Consider the following 2,914-nt stretch of genomic DNA (forward strand, 5'->3'; position numbering starts at 1 on the left):
AAACCTTACGAAATGAATAAGCAGAAACTACAAATAGAGCAATTGGAGACCAAAATAAGGGCTTTTGCTCCATTATCCTCCATTGCTATACCACCTACAGGCTGGGTAAAAGCTATTCGTCTAGCCTTAGGCATGTCATTACAGCAACTTGCGAATCGACTTTCTATCACCAAGCAAAGTGTTCAGGAAATTGAAAAAAGGGAAAAAGACGGAGCAATTTCCATTAAGTCTCTTAGGGAAGCCGCAAGAGCCCTTGACATGGAATTAGTCTACGGATTTGTCCCAAAAGATGGCTCCTTGGATGCCTTGATAGAAAGAAAAGCTCGTGAATTAGCGACTAAGATAGTTTCTAGAACTTCTACTACAATGAAGTTGGAAGACCAGGAGAATTCTCAAGAGCGAATTAAAAAAGCAATTGATGAAAGAACTACAATTTTAAAAAATGAAATACCAAAGGTGCTATGGGACTAGACTTAGAATATATCAATGGCCAAACGCCCTTGGATGAAGATGAAAAAGAAGGCTTGCGAATACTTACAATTGCTACTCGTTCCGAGCTGGATGAATTTGAGCAGCAAAACATTGAAGAAGCTATTCAATGGGCATTAACCCGTTCACTCAAACCAAAAACTATTTTCTCCGAAAAATTTATAAAATCTCTGCACATACGAATGTATGGTAATGTTTGGGCATGGGCGGGTAATTTTAGAAAATCAAACAAGAACCTTGGAATTGATAAATGGCAAATTCCGATAGCATTAAAAACGCTGATAGATGATGCCATATTTTGGGTGGAAAATAAGACCTACCTCCCTGACGAAATTGCCGTACGCTTTAAACACAGGATTGTTAGCATCCATTGTTTCCCAAATGGAAATGGCAGACACAGTCGTTTAATGGCAGATGTTATTGTCGATAAAATCTACAAAGAAAACGTATTCACTTGGGGGGCTGGAAATTTGGTGAAACAAGGGGAATCTCGTCAAATCTATCTCAAAGCAGTAAAAGAAGCTGACAAGGGCAATTATGAGCCATTACTAGAATTTGCAAGGTCTTAACAATCCTTCCATCTGAAAAAGTCTCAATAACAACATAGCTGCGAAAATGACCATGGATTAGTGCTTGTGTAGCTAGTACATTTAGAGTATACCTAAAAAGACTATTTAATGCACTATTATGCGTATTTACGGATACCTAAGAGCCTCTACCAAAGAACAAGACGCAAACCGAGCAAAAGAAGAACTAGAAAAGTTTGTTGAAGAAAGGGGCTTTTCAATTTCCTGCTGGTTTCTAGAAAATGAATCAGGAGCCAGGTTACACCGACCGGAATTATTCAGGCTCTTAGAAGTAGCTGAAAGGGGAGATGTTCTTTTGGTTGAACAGGTGGACAGGATAAGTCGATTAAACTCAAAGGACTGGAAAACACTCAAACAAAAAATCACAACTAACGGAACCCGTATAGTTTCCCTAGACCTTCCTACCTCTCACCAATTTTTATCCTTGAAAGACGAATTCACCCAACGTATTTTGGATGCCCTCAACGGGATGATGTTAGACATGTTAGCAGCAATAGCCCGAAAAGATTATGAAGATAGGCAAAGAAGGCAAGCCCAGGGGATCAAAAAAGCAAAAAGTTTGGGCAAGTATAAAGGCCATCCCGAAGATTTAAAATTGCATCGGAAGATTGAAGAGCTTTTACATGACGATAAAAGTTATAGCGCGATTCAAAATCTACTTGGTTGTTCTAGGCATACAATTTCAAAGGTGAAAAAACGATTGATTCAAATCAAATAAATACATAGAATATGGATGATTTAGGAAAATTAACAAAAAAAGATAAGGTTGAGTTGGCTATTTCAACTGGAATAAGCGCAATCCCTTATATAGGCGGCTCATTAAACACACTTTATTTTGGAGCAAAACAAGAAAGAAGAATAAAAAGAATTGAAAAATTTTATGAATTAATAAAAGAAGAATATAATAATATACAAGAGAAGGTAAAAGATTGGTCTAATCAAGATGAAGGCAAGTTAAGAAGTCTAATTGAAGAAATTAATGAAGGGGTTGAAAATGATTTTATAGCTGAAAAGATAGATTATTTTAAAAACTGCTTTTTTAATTTACTAACTGACCCTTCCGATGAGAACTATAGAAAAAGAAAATATTTTATTTCTATTTTGAATTCATTATCAGAAATGGATATTTCGGTTATAATCAATTTATATAGAGCTCCGGAAGGAGATGGCTATAAAGGTACTAAGACATCTGAAAAAGATAATGCTGAATTTTTAGCTACATTGGAAAAACTAAGATCTTTTGGGCTTGTTGATGCAGCATTGGCCGGTAGCATAACAATCAACGTTAGGCTTTCTGATATAACCCATTATACAATTTCAGAGTTTGGGAAGGAATTTTGTCAGTTTTGTTTAGAAAATTGTTTTTCTAATCTAAAAATTAGAACGTTAGATGAGGCAATGGAAGACCTTCTAAAACAGTATAAAGAACCTTTGTCTGCTCGTAAAATCGCTGAGAAAGTAAACAAAAATAAATGGTATGTAAGAACAGATAAAAAACCATTAGATGGAACTCAAATTACCGCAAGAGCTGTAAAAAAACCTAAACTTTTTGAAATTGACCGTTCAGTCAAACCCCATATGATAAGAATCAAAGATTAAAAAAACACTTCCACTTTTGCCCAAAATCACCTAAAAACTCGAAGTAAATCAAAAGCACAAACATAAAAATAGCCTTCATTCACCGTGAAGGCTTCTTTTTTACTTCCAGTTTGGGGGAAAGTGGAAGTAATTAGGCTATACTATCTTAAACTGTTCTCTCAATTGCTTCACTAATTCTTTCAGCTTCTTTCTTTAATTGGCGATAACTGTTAGAAAAAGAAGCACTCCCTGAAATATGA

Annotated in this window: 4 protein-coding genes; all 4 read left to right on the forward strand. The window is 35.7% G+C overall.

Annotated elements, in window-relative coordinates; all coding sequences use genetic code 11:
* The coding region (locus E1171_RS03515) for a mobile mystery protein A (protein WP_246164141.1) at positions 1-471 on the forward strand (471 nt) is incomplete at its 5' end.
* The gene (locus tag E1171_RS03520; RefSeq protein ID WP_155204121.1) at positions 462-1,058 is read left to right on the forward strand and encodes a mobile mystery protein B; all 597 of its coding nucleotides are present in this window, start codon (positions 462-464) and stop codon (positions 1,056-1,058) included. The genes E1171_RS03515 and E1171_RS03520, both read left to right, overlap by 10 nt.
* Positions 1,059-1,176: 118 nt before the next feature.
* Positions 1,177-1,794 carry a recombinase family protein gene (locus E1171_RS03525; RefSeq protein WP_155204123.1) on the forward strand — a complete coding sequence of 206 codons (618 nt, stop codon included), beginning with the start codon at positions 1,177-1,179 and terminating at the stop codon, positions 1,792-1,794.
* An 11-nt stretch (positions 1,795-1,805) separates the two neighbouring features.
* On the forward strand, positions 1,806-2,675 hold the full coding sequence (locus E1171_RS03530; RefSeq protein ID WP_155204126.1) for a hypothetical protein: 870 nt from the start codon (positions 1,806-1,808) through the stop codon (positions 2,673-2,675).
* Positions 2,676-2,914: the final 239 nt, after the last annotated feature.

This window comes from Xanthovirga aplysinae (assembly GCF_009711365.1).
GTDB lineage: Bacteria > Bacteroidota > Bacteroidia > Cytophagales > Cyclobacteriaceae > Xanthovirga > Xanthovirga aplysinae.